This window comes from Knoellia sp. B-D-2 (assembly GCF_057714695.1).
In genome coordinates, this window is sequence record NZ_CM173189.1 from 1,807,496 (window position 1) to 1,821,880 (window position 14,385).

A 14,385-nucleotide genomic window follows, 5' to 3' on the forward strand; every position below is an offset into this window, starting at 1 on the left:
TCACGCGTCGTCCCAGGTGATGACGACCTTGCCGGAAGCGCCTGCGGCCGCGACGGCATACGCGTCCTCGGCCTCGGCCAGCGCGAACCGGTGGGTGACGATCCGCTCGGGATGCTCGCCCCAGCGGGCGAGCAGGTCGAGCAGCTCGGCCATGTGACCGAGCGAGGTCACCCACGACCCGTGCAGCGCCACCTGCTTGTGGATGAGCAGGTCCGACACCGCGAAGTCGATCCGGCCGCCCTCGCCCACCATGACGCATCGTCCGCGCGCGGCCGTGTGGGTCAGGGCGGCGACGCGGGCACCGGCGTTGCCGCTGCAGTCGAGGCTCACCTCGCAGCCCCGACCGCCGGTCGCGTCGCCCACGGCGTCCGCGAGGTCGGCCGGGTCGGTGACGACGACGTCGACGAGGTCGAGGTCGCGCGCCATGGCCGCACGGTCGGCGTTGGGCTCCAGACCGATGACCGTCGAGGCGCCGAGGTGCCGGCCGAGCATCGCCGCGGCGAGACCGACCGGGCCGAGGCCGGTGACGAGCAGCCGGTCCCGACCGCTCACCTCGCCACGCAGCAGACCCTCGTATGCCGTCCCGAACCCGCACGTGACGAGCGCACCGTCGACGTGGGTCACCCCGTCGGGGAGGGGGAGGCACGACACCGCCTCGGCCACCATGTGCTCCGCGTGCCCGCCGTCGCGCTGCCACCCGTGGGCCGCCCGGGTCGGTGAGGTGCAGCCGATGGGGTAGCCGATCCGGCACTCGGCACAGGAGCCGCAGCCGGTGATGTGGTAGACCGCGACACCCTGGCCGACCTCGAGCGCCGCCACTCCCGGACCGAGCGCGACGACGTCACCGCAGGGCTCGTGCCCGGCGACGACACCCTGGTAGGCCTCGGCGCCGTGGCCGAGGTGCTCGCGGTAGATCGCGCGGATGTCGCTGCCGCAGATGCCGGAGGCACGCATCCGCAGGAGCACCTGCCCCGGCCCCGGCGTCGGGACGTCGACCCTCACGTGCTCGACCGTGCTGTCCCCGGGGAGGCGCACGGCCGCCATCGACTCCGGCATCAGCGCTCTCCCGGCTCCCGGCCCGCGGGGTGGATGATCGACTTGATCGCCTCGGGGTCGGTGCGAGCAGCCGTGAGGGCCGCAGCCGTGTCGTCCAGGAGGAAGTGGCCCGTGGCCAGGGGTTCGAGCCGGACGCGACCCGAGGCGACGAGGTCGATCGCCGTCGGCCACGTGTTGGCGTAGCGGAAGACTCCCGTCACCCACAGCTCACGGTTCTGGACGTCACCGAGGGGCAGGGCCAGGGTGTCGCCACCCATGCCGATGAGGACCACGCGCCCGGCCGGGGCGGCGACGCGGATGGCGGCCTGGGTGGAGCCCTCGTGCCCGGAGCACTCGAGCACGACGTCGGGACCCGGCCGGCCGGCATACGCGTCGGCGAGCGACGTCGACGAGACGTCGACGACCTCGGTCGCGCCCAGGGAGGTGGCCACGGACAGCCGGTGCGCGTTGACGTCTGCTACGACCACCTCGGTGGCGCCGAACGCGATCGCGGTCTGCGCGGCGAGCTGTCCCACCGGCCCGGCGCCGGTGACGAGCACCCGCACCCCCGGCCCGACGGCGGCCCGACGGCACGCCCAGATGCCCACCGAGAGCGGCTCGAGCATCGCGCCCTCGTCGAAGGACACGGAGTCCGGCAGCGTGAACGCGAACGACGCCAGGTGCGTGACGTACTCCGCGAGCGTCCCGTCCACGGGAGGGGTCGCGTGGAAGACCATGTCGGGACAGAGGTTGTAGTGACCGGCGAGGCACTGGGCGCACGACCGGCAGGGCACGCCCGGCTCGATCGCCACCCGCTCGCCCACTCGCCCCGGGTGGACGCCAGACCCGACGGCGACGATGACACCCGCGCTCTCGTGGCCGAGCACGAGCGGTCCGGTGACAACGTGGTCGCCGATCCGGCCGTGGTCGAAGTAGTGGGTGTCGGAGCCGCAGACGCCGACCGAGCGCACCTCGATGAGCACCTCGTCGGGGGCGGGCACGGGCACGGGTCGGGACTCGACCGTGATCGCCCCCGGCTCGGTGAGGACGGCCGTCCGCATCGTGGCGGGGGCGGTGGTGGACGTCATCGATTGGACTCCAGGTCCTCGAGGGTGACCCGAGCGCCGTTGTCGTGCAACGACCTCAGGAACGCGGTGTAGGCCGTGGTGAACGGCTCGCTGTCGACGAGGTCACCGAAGAAGTCGCGGTCGCGCAGGAAGGCGAGCTCGTCCTCCTCGTGGCGGAGCGCCGCCGCCATGACCTTGTCCTTGTGCCGGTCGACGACCTCGATGGGCTCACCGGCCTCGTCGACGCCCTCGGCGTAACGCGCCCAGGACGCCACGACGAGCGCCGAGCGTTCGAAGCCCCCGCCCGTCCCGAGGTTGTGCCGGATGACCGGGACGAGCCACTTGGGGATGCGGTCGGAGCTCTCGGCGCACAGCCGGGCCAGCGTGTCGCGCACCTCGGGGTTGGCGAAGCGCTCGATGAGCTGTCGGCGGTACACGCCAAGGTCCACCCCGGGCACCTCGGGCAGCGTCGGCGAGCCCTCCTCCGCCATGTAGCCGAGCAGGAACTCGGCGAACAGCGGGTCCTGGGCGACCTCGTGGGCGTAGCGGTACCCCGACAGGTACCCGAGGTAGCAGAGGGCCTGGTGGCTCGCGTTGAGCAGCCGCAGCTTCATCAGCTCGTAGGGGACGACGTCGTCGACGACCTGGACCCCGACGTCCTCGAACGGCGGCCGGCCGGAGGGGAAGTGGTCCTCGAGCACCCACTGCGTGAACGGCTCGCACACCACTGGCCACGCGTCCTGCACACCGAACCGGTCGGCGAGGGCTGCGACGTCCTCCGGCGAGGTCACCGGGGTGATCCGGTCGACCATGCAGCTGGGGAAGGCGACGTGGCCCTCCACCCAGTCGCCGAGCTCGGGGTCCCTGAGCCGGGCGAAGGCGACGATCATCTTCTTCGCGACGTCGCCGTTGCCGGGGAGGTTGTCGCAGGACATCACCGTGAATGGGTCGGTGCCGGCCTCCCGGCGCAGGCGCGCGGCCTCGGTGACGAAGCCGAACATGCTCCGCGGCAGTCCCTCGGCGTCGAGGTCGGCCTGGAGGACGGGGTCGCTCGCGTCGAACTCACCGGTGACCTGGTTGACGTGGTAGCCGCCCTCGGTGACGGTGAGCGACACGATCCGCGTGGCGGGGTCGACGAGCCGGTCGAGGACCGCCTGCGGGTCGTCGGGGGCGAAGAGGTAGCCGATCATGGACCCGATGACCCGCGGCTCGAGGCGCCCATCGGGCTGCTTGACGACGAGCGTGAAGAGGTTGTCCTGGGCGGCCATGGCGTCGCGCATCCGGGAGTCGCCCGGCATGAGCCCGACCCCGACGATGCCCCAGTCCAGCGCCGTGCCCTCGTTCATGAGGGCGTCGACGTACATCGCCTCGTGCGCCCGGTGGAACCCCCCGACCCCGAAGTGGACGATGCCGGGGGTGACCGACGAGCGGTCGTATGCCGGCCGCGCCACCTCAGCGGGCAGGTCGCCGAGGGTGTCCTGGCTGAGCTTCACCACCGCCGCCTCACTTGACCGCACCCATGGAGAGGCCCTGGACGAGCTTGTCCTGCGCCGCGAACCCGGCGGCGAGCACCGGCAGCGAGACGACGAACGACGCCGCGCACACCTTGGCGAGGAAGAGCCCCTGGCTGGTCACGAACCCAGTCAAGAACACCGGGGCCGTTCCGGCAACGGTCCCGGTGAGGACTCGCGCCAGGAGGAGCTCGTTCCAGCTGAAGATGAAGCAGATGAGCGCGGCGGCGGCGATGCCTGGCATGACGACCGGCGCGATGACCTTGCGCAGCGTCATCGTCAGCGAGGCACCGTCGACCTGCGCCGCCTCGAGCATCTCCACGGGCACCTCCGCGAGGAAGGAGCGCAGCATCCACACGGCGATCGGCAGGTTCATCGACGTGTAGAGGATGATGAGCAGCCAGATGTTGTCGAGCAGGTTCGCCTTCTGGGCGAAGAGGTAGATCGGCAGGATGCCGGCGACGATCGGCAGCATCTTGGTCGACAGGAAGAAGAAGAGGACGTCGGTCCACGCCTTCACCGGTCGAATCGACAGCGCGTAGGCCGCGGGGAACGCCAGCAGCAGGACGAGGATCGTCGACAGCACGCTCGCGGTGAGCGAGTTGAGCAGCGGCGGCCACGGGCCGGCGTCGAAGAACGAGCGGTAGCCGTCGAGGCTGAGCGGGGCGAACAGGCTCGGCGGGTTCGTCGCCGCGTCCTCCTCCTTGTGGAAGGACGTGACGATCATCCACACCACGGGGAGGGCGAAGAGCAGCCCGCACAGCCACGCGGCGAGCGTGAGCAGGATGTGGCTCTTCGGGCTCTTGTGGTGGTTGATCGCCTGCGGCTCGCGGGTCTCGGCGGTCGCGCGCCGGGTCTCGGCGGTGGTGCTCATCGAGATTCCTCCTTGAAGAGGCTGAACGCGGTCCGCAGTGCGGCGGTCGCGATGATGATGGTGCCGATGACGACGACGACGCCTGCGGCAGAGGCTCGCCCGTAGTCCTGGGCGGTGTAGAAGGTCTGGTAGATGAAGTACGGCAGGTTCGCCGTGCCGAGGCCACCCGAGGTGATGGTGAAGACGTGGTCGAAGTTCTGGACGACGTAGATCGCGCCGAGCAGGCCGCTCAGCTCGATGTACTGGCGCATGTGCGGCAGCGTCATCGTCCGGAAGATCTGCCACGCGCTGGCGCCGTCGATGCGGGCGGCCTCGACGACGTCGAGAGGGCGGGACTGCAGGCCGGCGAGCAGGATGAGCATCATGAACGGCGTCCACTGCCAGACGAGCGCCGCGACGATCGAGATGAGCGGGTTGTTGCTGATCCAGTCGGGCTGGGGCGCGTCCTCGCCGAAGATCGCCTTGAGCGTGCCGTTGAGCAGGCCGTACTCGGGGTTGTAGAGCGCGTGCTTCCACAGCAGGGCCGCCGCGACCGGCACGATGAGGAACGGCGTGATCATCAGCGTCCGCACGATGCCCCGGCCCAGGAACTTGCGGTCGAGCAGGAGCGCGATGAGCATCCCGAGCACGAGGCTGATGCCGACGACGAGCACCGTGAGCATGATCGTCACGACGACGGCGTTGCGTGTGTTGCTGTCGGTGAAGACCCGGGCGAAGTTGTCGAACCCCGCGAAGCCGCGCTCCTCGGGGTAGTAGGCGTTCCAGTTCATGAACGACACGACGAGGGTCGCGAGGAACGGCAGCTGGGTGAGGACGATGACGAAGATCAGCGCGGGGAGCAGCGGCGCCCGGCGCGACCAGTCACCGGCCTTGGCCAGGCGGGTGCTGCGCGCGGGGTCCTCGCCGGGAGGGCGCTTGGCCGGCGCGTCGGCGACGGTGTCGGATGCCATCACTTGCTCCTCGTCTGGTAGCGCTCGGCGACGTCCTCGGCCAGCTCCTGGCCTCGGTCGAGCGCCTCCTTGACCGTGGTCTGCCCGGCGATGGCCGAGCTGACGTCCTGGCTCACCTGGGTCCCGAGGTCCGGGAACTCGGGGATGTCGACGAACTGGATCCCGATCGCCGGTCGGGGCTGCACGCCGGGGTTCGTCGGGTCGGCCGCCTCGATGGCCTGCCGCGTCGGCTCGGCGAACGCCGACGCCACGGCCAGGTAGTCCTCGTTCTCGTAGGTCGACGCGCGCTTCCCGGCCGGGACGCTGGTCCAGCCGATCTCCTCGCCGACGAGCTCCTCGTACCCCTTGCCCGACGCCCACGAGATGAACTTCCAGGCATTGTCCTTCTTGGTGCTCGCCTGCTGGATGCTCCACGACCAGGCGTAGAGCCACCCGGACGAGTCGGTCTTGACGACCGGGGCCGGGGCGTAGCCGAACTTGCCCTTGTTCGGGGAGTCGTCGGCCTCGAGCGACCCGGCGGCCGACGTCGCGTCGTACCACATGGCGACGTTGCCCTGGATGAGGTTGTTGAGGCACTCGGTGAAGCCGGCCTGCGGCGCGCCGTTCTGGCCGTGCGCCCGGACGAGGTCGACGTAGAACTGGACCGCCTCGGTGAACTCGGGCGCGTTGACCCGGGGCGTCCAGTCCTCCTCGAACCACGTGCCCCCGAACGTGTTGACGACCGTCGACAGCGGGGCGAAGACCTGTCCCCAGCCGGGCTGACCGCGCAGGCAGATCCCGTTCATCCCGGGCTCGGCGCCGTCGACCTTCGCGGCGATGTCGGCGACCTCCTGCCACGTGGGCTTCGCGGGCATCGTCACGCCCTTGGCGTCGAGGACGTCCTTGCGGTACATGAGGAAGGAGGACTCGCCGTAGAACGGCTGGCCGTAGATCTTGCCCTCGCTGGAGAGCGAGGTCGTCATCGGCGCCAGGATGTCGTCCTGGTCGAACTCGGGGTCCTGCGCGATGTAGTCGTCCATCGGCGCGATCCACTTGGCCTTGGCGTAGATGGGGATCTCGAAGTTGGAGAGGGAGGCGACGTCGTACTGGCCGGACTGGCTCGAGAACTCCTGGCTGATCTTGTCGCGCACGTCGTTCTCGGGCAGGACGGTGAAGTTGACCCGGATCCCGGTGTCGGCGGTGAAGTGCTCGGCCGTGAGCTGCTGGAGGTCGACCATCTGCGGGTTGTTGACCATGAGCACGTCGATCGAGTTCGGGCCCCCGCCGCCGATGCCGCCACCTCCCCATCCCGCGCAGCCGCCGAGCCCGACGCTCAGGGCGCCGGCCGTGGCGAGCGCGGTCCACCGTCCGCGTCGTCGTCCCCGGATCGAGGTGTGCCGTGTCGTCCCGGGCATCGTCGCCCTCCTTCGCCGCTGTGGCATGGGTGCTCATATGAGCGCGTATGCTGCACGAATGAGACTGTATGACCCAGGTCACATTGTCAACCGGTCGCGGCACGGCGCAGGGTGCGCGCGTGCCTGAACCCCTCGATCCCGGCGAGGCCGTCCTCGCCGCGGAGGTCGCTCGTCGTCACCTCATCGACGGCGAGTCCAAGGTCGACCTCGCCGCCTCCCTCGGGATCAGCCGGTTCAAGGTGGCGCGTCTCCTCGAGGCGGCGCGCGAGAGCGGCATGGTCACCATCGAGATCGTGTCGCCGCAGGGGATCGACACCCACCGGTCCGTGCGCCTCGGCGAGGCTCTCGGCCTGCGCCACTGCGTCGTCGTCCCGGGGTCCGGGCCGCAGGCCGGTCCCGCGGTGTCCGCCGCCGCGGCCGCCCTCCTCACCGAGGTCGTCACCGACGAGGACGTCGTCGGGCTCCCGTGGAGCCGTTCGGTGAGCAGGATGGTGGGCGCCCTCGAGCACCTCCCGAAGGTCCCGGTCGTCCAGCTCAGTGGCGCGATGGTGACGCCGGGCGAGGACAGCAGCTCGGTCGACGTCGTCCGGCGGGCCGCCCTCATCGCCGGTGGCGACCGGCACGTCTTCTACTCGCCGCTGGTCCTCGACGACGCCGCCAGCGCCGAGGTGATGCGACGCCAGCCCCCGGTGCGCGTCGCCCTGGACCACGTCGCCGACGTCACGCTGTCCGTCATCGGCCTGGGCGCGTGGGCGCCGGGCACGTCGACCGTCCACGAGGTCCTCAGCGTGGCCGAGCGCGCCGCGGTGTCGGAGGCCGGCGCGGTCGGCGAGGCCGCCGGCGTCTTCTTCGACGCGGACGGTGCCGTCGTCGACACCCCGCTCACCGCCCGCATCATCGGGCTCACCGGTAGCCAGCTGCGCGGCATACGCCACGTCATCGCGATCGCGCACGGCGTCGCGAAGGTCGAGGCGATCACCGCCGCGGTGCGGGGCGGACTCGTCCATTCGCTCGTCACGACGAGCGAGACCGCCGACGCGCTCCTGGCCGCGGGGCCTCAGCCGCGGCCGAGCTCCACGCCCCGGAGGCGCAGCATGCCGAGGTAGGCCGCGACGACGAGCAGGCCGACGTACGCGTCGTTCTCGAACCAGCCGAACACGGTCTGCTGCTCCGGCCCGAACATCGTCGGGTACACCAGGACGGCGACGGCCAGTACCAGGGCGAGGAACGCGAGCACGGTGAGCTGGGCCCACCGCTGGGGCCGGCGGACGAGGGCGGCCATCCCGAACGCGACGGCGTAGAACGCCCACGCGAGGGGGGAGTCGACGGTGAAGCTCGGGTCGTCGATGCCCTGGGTCCAGCTGTGGACGGTGTGCACGACGGAGAGGGTGAACGCGGCGACGAGCACCCCGCACTGGTGTCGGCCGGAGGTCCGGGTGCGACGCGCTTGTGGGAGAACGCGGTCCGTGGGCCGTCCGGTGGTCGCCGTCATGCTCGCGGCCGTGGTCCTGGTCGTCATGGTGGAGTCCCTTCGTCTCGGACGGCCGAGGTGCCGTCGCTCCCACCGTCGTGCCGCGGCGGCCGCCGTCCCACCCACAGCACGTCCACACAGCCCCCACACCGCCCGGCGGGTGTTGGGCGAACCCGGCGTCGGGCCTTGTCCGACGGGCTAGCGTCTGGCGCATGGAGGCGGCGTCCGGACCGGGGGACTTCGCGTCCGTGCTGCGGGCCCTCCGGCAGTCCCGTTCGCTGACCCAGGAGGAGCTCGCGGAGCGGTCCGGCCTCACGGCCAAGGCGATCGGTGCGCTCGAGCGGGGGGAGCGCCGCCGCCCGTACCCGCACACCGTCCGGTCGCTGACCGACGGCCTCGGCCTCGACGCGGCCGACCGGGCCCGGCTCGTCGCCGCAGCCACCGGGCCCTCCTCGCCGGGCGGGGCGCCGCACCCGGGCACCGGAGCCGCGGCGCCGCCGCCGACGCCCCCGGCCCCTGGCGCGCCGCTCATCGGCCGGGACGACGACGTGGACGCTCTCCTCGACCTGCTCTCCTCCGGGGAGGGGCGGCTCGTCACCCTCACCGGTCCCGGTGGGGTCGGCAAGACACGGCTCGCGACCGAGGTGATGCAGCGCCTCGCCGGCGAGTTCGGCGGGGGCGCCACGGTCGTCGACCTCGCGGCGGTCCGTGAGCCCGCGCTCGTGCTGCCTCGCATCGCCGCGGCACTCGGCGTCGCCGAGGGCACCACGACCGCCACGGACCTCCTCGACCGGGTCGTCGGGCACCTGGCCGGCCGGCGGGTCCTCCTCGTGCTGGACAACCTCGAGCAGGTGCTCTCGGCCGCCCCCCGGGTGGCCGACCTCGTGGCCGGAGCGGCCGGGCTGACCGTCCTCGCCACGAGCCGGGCGCCGCTGCGGGTCCGGGCCGAGCGCGAGGTCCCGCTCGGCCCCCTCGCCCTCCCGCACGACGACGAGCCGGCGACGGTGCTCGCCTCGCCGGCGGTGGCCCTCCTCGTCGACCGCGCCACGGCGGCTGGCGCCCGGGTGGACGTTCCGGCCGCCGCGCCCGCGCTCGCGGCGATCGCCCGACTGCTCGACGGCCTGCCGCTGGCCCTCGAGCTGGCCGCCGCCGGGGCCCGGGTGCTGCCCCCCGAGGCCCTCCTCACCCGGCTGCAGGAGCGAGGACCCGACGCCGGCCTCGCCGGCCCTCGGGACCTGCCGGCCCGCCAGCGGACGATGACCGCCGTCCTCGACTGGAGCGCCGAGCTGCTCGAGCCCGAGGAGGCGCGACTGCTGGCCCGGCTCGCGGTCTTCTCGGGCGGCTTCTCGCTCGACTCGGTCGAGGCGATCGTCGGCGCGTCGGCCGAGGACGGGCACGCGGACGACGTGCTCCCGGCGCTGACCTCGCTCGTCCAGCAGTCGCTCGTCGTGCCCGTGGCCACCCCCGACGGCGTCGCGCGCTTCCGGCTGCTCGAGCCGGTGCGCCAGTATGCGGCCGTGCGGGCCCGGGCGACCGGGCTCTCGGCCGAGACGTCGGGCGCCCACGCACAGCACTTCCACCGCGTCGCGGTGGCCGCGCACCGCCGGCTCTGGGGCGGCGACACCAGACCCGTCCTCGACCGGCTCGAGGCCGACCATGCGAACCTGCGCTCGGCCTTCCTGCGCCTGCTCGAGCTCGACCGGACGGCCGAGGCCGCCGAGCTGGCCGGGTCGCTGTGGCTTCACCTCGCCCTGCGCGGCCACGCCCGCGAAGGGCTCGGCTGGCTCGACCGGCTCGAGGGCGCGGGGTCCGACGAGGCGCTGGTGCACCGGGCCGTCGGGCGGATGGGACTGCTCCTCGTCATCGGCGACGTGGCCGGCATGCGGCAGGAGGCAGGGCTCGCGCTGCCGCTGGCCGGTCGGGTCGGTGACCCCGTGCTCCTCGGCGAGGTCAGCGTCCTCGCCGGTCTGGCCGCGGTCTTCGCCGGGGACCTCGAGGAGGGACGGCGCCTGCTGGACGGCGACCTGCGGCTGGCGGACGACGCGGGACGGCGCTGGATGCGCCTGCACGCCCGCATCGGGCTGGGTCAGGCGGCCATGGTGGGCGGGGACGTCAGCACCGCGGGAGCCCTCCTCGAGGCGTCGCTCGCCGAGGCTCGGGCCCTCGGCAACGAGTTCGCCGTCGCCACGACGCTCAACACCATGGCCACGCTCCGGGAGGCGGTCGGCGACGACCGGGGCGCCGCGTCCCTCCTCGGGGAGTCGCTCGAGGTGGCCTGGCCGCTGCGGCTGAGCTGGACCATCGGATATGCCGTCCCGGCCCTCGCGGGGGTGGCCGCCCGGGCCGGTCTCCCGGTCGCCGCCGCCACGCTGTTCGGGGCCGCGGCGACGCTGGGCGCCTCGACCGCCGTGGACCCGCAGTTCCCTCCGTCCCGAGAGACCGCGGACGCCGGCCTCGCGGTGGCCCGTGACGCCCTTCCCGGGAACGAGTTCGTCGCGGCGTGGGAGGCCGGGCGCTCGGCGACGCCCGCGGAGGTCGCCGCGCTGGCCGCGCGGGTCGTCGCGGACGTCACGAGCCGCGCACCCGCCTGACGTAGCGGCGGTACTGGACCGCACCGACCGTCCGCAGCAGCATCCGCACCGGCAGGGGCTGCCTCGCGAGCATGGCCCGCCGCTCGGCCGGGGTGCACTCCTCGAGGATCGCGCCGAAGACGATCGGCAGTGACGACTGGTCCATCTCCTCGATGCCGTGCGCGCCCAGGGAGTTCCACTCCTGCACGGTGAGGTGTCGGAGCACGAGGGGGAGGACCTCGCGCTCCTCGACGTCGAGGTGCTCGCAGAGGGCGTCGGCGAGCTGGTCGACCACGTCGGCGAGCCCGGCTGCGCCCGCCCGGGTCGGAGCCGACTCCCACGCCTCGAGCAGCGGACCGAGCCGGTCGACGTGCCGCTCGACGGCCTCGTGCTGGGCCTGCATGGTCTCCACGAGGCCGGTCGAGGGTGCGGCCCGCTCGAGCAGGGCGGGCCAGAGGATGTCGTCCTCCCCGGTGTGGTGGTGGTGCAGGCCACCGAGGACGAGGCGCAGGGCCCCTGCGAGCACGTCGGCCCGGGGACGGTCGCCGTCGGAGACCGCGCGCAGCAGCGGGGGCAGGAGCCGGAACTCCCGCCGGAAGGCGCGGTGAACGATGACCATCTCGTGGACCCAGGGCCGGTCCGTGGTGGGGGTGGTGCTGAAGGCGGTGGTGCTCATGAGGAGTCCTGTCGGCTCGGGTGCGGGGAGTCCCACCAGCCTCGTGACGGCGGCCCACGGAGCACACCCACACCGCGCCCACACCGGGCCCTCATCCGCGACCCGGCCGTCGGTGGGCCGGGACCGAGGACCCGTAGCATCGAACGTGTGAGCCCAGAGACGACACGCTGCTCCAACGCCTTCCGTGAGCGGGGCGAGCCGATGCTCGGGTCGGCGCCGGTCGCCCGCCGCTGGCTGCTCATCGAGCACCCCGGCCCGTGGTCCAGGGACCACCTCGAGACGCCGGGTATCGCCGGCCCCGTCGCGCGGGCCATCGAGTCGGCCTGCGCGGAGCTGCACGGTCGCTCGCTGCTCGTGCGTCGTCACGGTCGTCGCGACCCCGGCGAGGCGCCCGCCTGGTATGCCGTCGACACCGCGCACGGGACCTGGGTCACCGGCACGTGGCGCACCAGCGACGACCTTCTCGCCGCCGTCGCCGCCCTCGGCGCCCCGCTGACCCACTCCGAGGCGCTCGCCGAGCCGATGCTGCTCGTCTGCACCCAGGGCACCCGGGACGCCTGCTGCGCGCTGCGCGGGCGGCCCGTCACCGCCGCCCTGGCCCGGGTCTTCCCCGACGAGGTGTGGGAGTGCACCCACCTCGGGGGCCACCGCTTCGCCGGCACCTTCCTCTCCATGCCCGACGGCACCTGCTTCGGCACCGTCGACCTCCCCAACGCGGTCGCCGTCGTCCGGTCCCACCGGGCGGGCGAGGTCGACACGACCCACCTGCGCGGCGTCGCCCGCTGGTCGCCGGCGATCCAAGCGGCCACGGGCTCGGTCCTGGCCGCGCACGGCCCGGCGCCCATCACCGCTGCCCGGCCCGGCACCATCGACGTCGTCTCGGAGACCGTCACCCGCGTCGAGGTGATCGGCGACGACCCGCTGCCGGACACGACGTGGGTCGAGGTGACGGCCGAGGCGCTGCCTCCCGTGCCGCTGTCGTGCGGCAAGGGCCCGGGCGAGCACACGGCCTACCGGACCATGGTCGTCCCCGACCCCCGCTGACCGGCAACGGGGTGGTGGGCGAGCCCTGCGGCGGGCAGGCTGTCCCCATGAGCGACGCGCCGACCACGGCAGCCAGCAGCCCGGCCACCGACCTCTACCGGGCGGCACGCGACCGGCTGCTCGAGTGGCGGGGGCAGCACGAGGAGGCCGTGCGTGACTTCTCGTTCCCCGACCTCGGTGACCGCTTCAACTGGGCGGTCGACTGGTTCGACGTCATCGCGCGGGGCAACGACGCCAACGCCCTCGTCATCATCGAGGAGGACGGTGCCAGTCGTGAGCTGACCTTCGACGCCATGGCCAACCGGTCGGACCGCGTCGGGCAGTGGCTCGCGGAACGCGGTGTGGCACAGGGCGATCCCGTGATCATCATGCTCGACAACCAGGTCGAGCTCTGGGACTGCATGCTCGCGGTGATGAAGCTCGGCGCCGTCATCATGCCGACGACCTCGGCCGCCGGGGCCGCCGACCTCGAGGACCGGGTCGCCCGTGGTGCGGTACGCCACGTCATCGCGAACGCCTCCCAGGTCGGCAAGTTCGCCGGGCTCGTCGACGACATCACCCGGATCAGCGTCGGCGCCACACCGGGCTGGCACGACCTCACCGACGCGTATGCCGTCGACGCACCTCCGCTGCCCCACCCCGGGACGGCGCCGGGCGACCCGTTGCTCCTCTACTTCACGTCGGGGACGACGAGCCGGCCCAAGCTCGTCGAGCACACGCAGGTGTCGTACCCGCTGGGGCACCTCTCGACGATGTTCTGGCTCGGGCTCCGGCCGGGCGACGTCCACCTCAACATCTCCAGCCCCGGCTGGGCCAAGCACGCGTGGTCGTGCTTCTTCGCCCCGTGGATCGCGGAGGCGACCATCCTCGTCCACAACTACACCAGGTTCGACCCTGCCGCGTTGCTGGACGTGTTGCGGGACAACGCGGTCACGTCGTTCTGCGCGCCACCGACGGTGTGGCGGATGCTCATCAACGCCGACCTGTCCGGGGGGCCGGGGGCGCTGCGTGAGGTGATCGGTGCCGGCGAGCCGCTCAACCCCGAGGTCATCGAGCAGGTCCGGCGCGCGTGGGGGCTCACGCTGCGCGACGGCTACGGCCAGACCGAGATGACCGCGGCCATCGGCAACACCCCCGAGTCACGGCTCAAGCCCGGCTCGATGGGCCGCCCGCTGCCGGGCGTCCCGGTCGTCCTCGTCGACCCCGCGACCGGCGAGCGGGTCGTGGACGCAGGAGAAGGGGTCGCCGAGGGAGAGCTGTGCCTCGACCTCGCTGCCCGTCCACTGCCGCTCATGACCGGCTACCGCGGCGACCCGGAGCGCAACGCGGAGGCGATGGCCGACGGTTTCTACCACACGGGTGACGTCGCGAGCATCGACGCGGAGGGGTACATCACCTACATAGGGCGCACCGACGACGTCTTCAAGGCGAGCGACTACAAGATCAGCCCGTTCGAGCTCGAGTCGGTGCTCATCGAGCACCCGGCGGTGGCGGAGGCCGCGATCGTGCCCGCGCCCGACGAGCTCCGCCTCGCGGTGCCCAAGGCCTACGTCGTGCTCGCCCCCGGCCACGAACCCACCGAGGAGACGGCGCGCTCGATCCTCGCCCACGCCCGCGAGCACCTGCAGCCGTGGCAGCGGGTGCGCCGGCTCGAGTTCGGCGAGCTGCCCAAGACGATCTCGGGCAAGATCCGCAGGGTCGAGCTGCGCGGGCGCGAGGAGCAGCTCGCCCACGGCGACATCGAACCGCCGGAGCACGAGTGGCGCGACGACATCGTCAAGGGCGACTGACCG

General features: G+C 72.6%; 12 protein-coding genes. 4 read left to right on the top strand and 8 right to left on the bottom strand.

The genetic code is table 11. The annotated features are described in order from the left end of the window. The 6 genes from AC3EU2_RS08650 to AC3EU2_RS08675 are packed head-to-tail and all read right to left on the bottom strand — an operon-like array spanning position 1 to position 6,831. Positions 1-1,056 carry an alcohol dehydrogenase catalytic domain-containing protein gene (locus tag AC3EU2_RS08650; RefSeq protein WP_488179298.1) on the bottom strand — a complete coding sequence of 352 codons (1,056 nt, stop codon included), beginning with the start codon at positions 1,054-1,056 and terminating at the stop codon, positions 1-3. Continuing rightward, on the bottom strand, positions 1,056-2,123 hold the full coding sequence (locus AC3EU2_RS08655; RefSeq protein ID WP_488179299.1) for an NAD(P)-dependent alcohol dehydrogenase: 1,068 nt from the start codon (positions 2,121-2,123) through the stop codon (positions 1,056-1,058). The genes AC3EU2_RS08650 and AC3EU2_RS08655 overlap by 1 nt, the downstream gene beginning before the upstream one ends. Continuing rightward, positions 2,120-3,598: a mannitol dehydrogenase family protein gene (locus tag AC3EU2_RS08660; RefSeq protein ID WP_488179300.1), complete on the bottom strand. Its 1,479-nt coding sequence runs from the start codon at positions 3,596-3,598 to the stop codon at positions 2,120-2,122. Before AC3EU2_RS08660 ends, AC3EU2_RS08655 begins: the two co-directional genes overlap by 4 nt. Positions 3,599-3,605: 7 nt before the next feature. After that, the gene (locus tag AC3EU2_RS08665; protein ID WP_488179301.1) at positions 3,606-4,487 is read right to left on the bottom strand and encodes a carbohydrate ABC transporter permease; all 882 of its coding nucleotides are present in this window, start codon (positions 4,485-4,487) and stop codon (positions 3,606-3,608) included. Continuing rightward, the gene (locus AC3EU2_RS08670; RefSeq protein WP_488179302.1) at positions 4,484-5,437 is read right to left on the bottom strand and encodes a carbohydrate ABC transporter permease; all 954 of its coding nucleotides are present in this window, start codon (positions 5,435-5,437) and stop codon (positions 4,484-4,486) included. Before AC3EU2_RS08670 ends, AC3EU2_RS08665 begins: the two co-directional genes overlap by 4 nt. Continuing rightward, positions 5,437-6,831: an ABC transporter substrate-binding protein gene (locus tag AC3EU2_RS08675; protein ID WP_488179303.1), complete on the bottom strand. Its 1,395-nt coding sequence runs from the start codon at positions 6,829-6,831 to the stop codon at positions 5,437-5,439. Before AC3EU2_RS08675 ends, AC3EU2_RS08670 begins: the two co-directional genes overlap by 1 nt. A gap of 119 nt (positions 6,832-6,950) precedes the next feature. Here AC3EU2_RS08675 and AC3EU2_RS08680 point away from each other — a divergent pair, with 119 nt between their 5' ends. After that, on the top strand, positions 6,951-7,937 hold the full coding sequence (locus AC3EU2_RS08680) for a sugar-binding transcriptional regulator (RefSeq protein ID WP_488179304.1): 987 nt from the start codon (positions 6,951-6,953) through the stop codon (positions 7,935-7,937). Here AC3EU2_RS08680 and AC3EU2_RS08685 read toward each other — a convergent pair. After that, positions 7,889-8,350 carry a hypothetical protein gene (locus AC3EU2_RS08685; protein ID WP_488179305.1) on the bottom strand — a complete coding sequence of 154 codons (462 nt, stop codon included), beginning with the start codon at positions 8,348-8,350 and terminating at the stop codon, positions 7,889-7,891. The two genes, AC3EU2_RS08680 and AC3EU2_RS08685, sit on opposite strands and share 49 nt — an antisense overlap. A 164-nt stretch (positions 8,351-8,514) precedes the next feature. Here AC3EU2_RS08685 and AC3EU2_RS08690 point away from each other — a divergent pair, with 164 nt between their 5' ends. After that, complete coding sequence (locus tag AC3EU2_RS08690) at positions 8,515-10,893, top strand: ATP-binding protein (protein WP_488179306.1); 2,379 nt, start codon at positions 8,515-8,517, stop codon at positions 10,891-10,893. On the opposite strand, the gene AC3EU2_RS08695 is transcribed toward AC3EU2_RS08690, so the two are convergent. Continuing rightward, complete coding sequence (locus AC3EU2_RS08695) at positions 10,871-11,548, bottom strand: hemerythrin domain-containing protein (RefSeq protein ID WP_488179307.1); 678 nt, start codon at positions 11,546-11,548, stop codon at positions 10,871-10,873. The genes AC3EU2_RS08690 and AC3EU2_RS08695 overlap by 23 nt on opposite strands. Before the next feature lie 147 nt (positions 11,549-11,695). Between AC3EU2_RS08695 and AC3EU2_RS08700 the strand changes: the two genes are divergently transcribed. Together AC3EU2_RS08700 and AC3EU2_RS08705 are read left to right on the top strand one after the other, a co-directional pair. Continuing rightward, positions 11,696-12,592, top strand: coding sequence for a ferredoxin family protein (locus AC3EU2_RS08700; protein ID WP_488179309.1), 897 nt, complete (start codon positions 11,696-11,698; stop codon positions 12,590-12,592). 47 nt (positions 12,593-12,639) lie between these two features. Continuing rightward, positions 12,640-14,382, top strand: coding sequence for an AMP-binding protein (locus AC3EU2_RS08705; protein WP_488179310.1), 1,743 nt, complete (start codon positions 12,640-12,642; stop codon positions 14,380-14,382). The last annotated feature ends 3 nt before the right edge of the window (positions 14,383-14,385 follow it).